Annotated in this window: 1 protein-coding gene; it reads right to left on the reverse strand. The window is 80.2% G+C overall.

Annotated features, from left to right (window positions below; genetic code table 11):
* Nucleotides 1-161: 161 nt before the first annotated feature.
* Nucleotides 162-681: DUF3017 domain-containing protein (locus tag WDV06_RS37050; protein WP_395514186.1), on the reverse strand; the 520-nt coding region annotated here is incomplete at its 5' end.

Genomic DNA, 681 nt, shown 5'->3' on the forward strand with positions numbered 1-681 from the left:
CCCCCCCGGGTGCCAAGGGCGCAGGGGGCGGGCGGCGGTTACGCCTGGGTGAAAGGCCCCCGTTGGGGGGGGGGGGCGGGGCCCCGGCCCCCCCCCCGGGGGGGGGGCGCGGGGGCGCGGCGGCGCAGGTGCGGAGGTCCCGGCGTACCGCGGTACGGCGGTCAGCGGACGGTGAAGCGGACCGCGGTCTCCAGGAACGGCAGGTGCAGCACCGGCTTCGGCTCCATGACCAGCGCCAGCAGGGTGATCGCCACGCCCAGCACCCCGTACGTGACCATGTCCGTGAACCGGGAGCGCACCGCGAGCATGCCCACCGAGGGCAGGGCCCGCCGCAGCACCGCGGCCCCGATCAGGGCGATGCCGATGACGAGGCAGCCGACGCGCGGGTGCCCCATCGCCGTGGTCAGCAGCCCGACGGCGGTGGCCGCGAGGACGCTGAGCACCGGCCACTGGCGGGCGGGCGTGGACACGGCACCGGGGATGGCCCGGCCGGCGCCCTCGGGGCGGGCGGTGTCCTGGGTGACGGAGGGGAACCGCCGCGACCGGGCCGTCGCCCGCGTGCCCGCGGGAGCCGGGCCGCCGGCGGCGGGGGCCGCCGCGCCCTCGCCCGTACGGGGGGTGCCGTGAGAGCCGGGGGTGCCGTTCACGCCGGGGGTGCCGTTGACGCCGCCCGTGCCGGCC

The sequence above is a fragment of the Streptomyces racemochromogenes genome (genome assembly GCF_044129415.1).
Taxonomy (GTDB): domain Bacteria; phylum Actinomycetota; class Actinomycetes; order Streptomycetales; family Streptomycetaceae; genus Streptomyces; species Streptomyces racemochromogenes_A.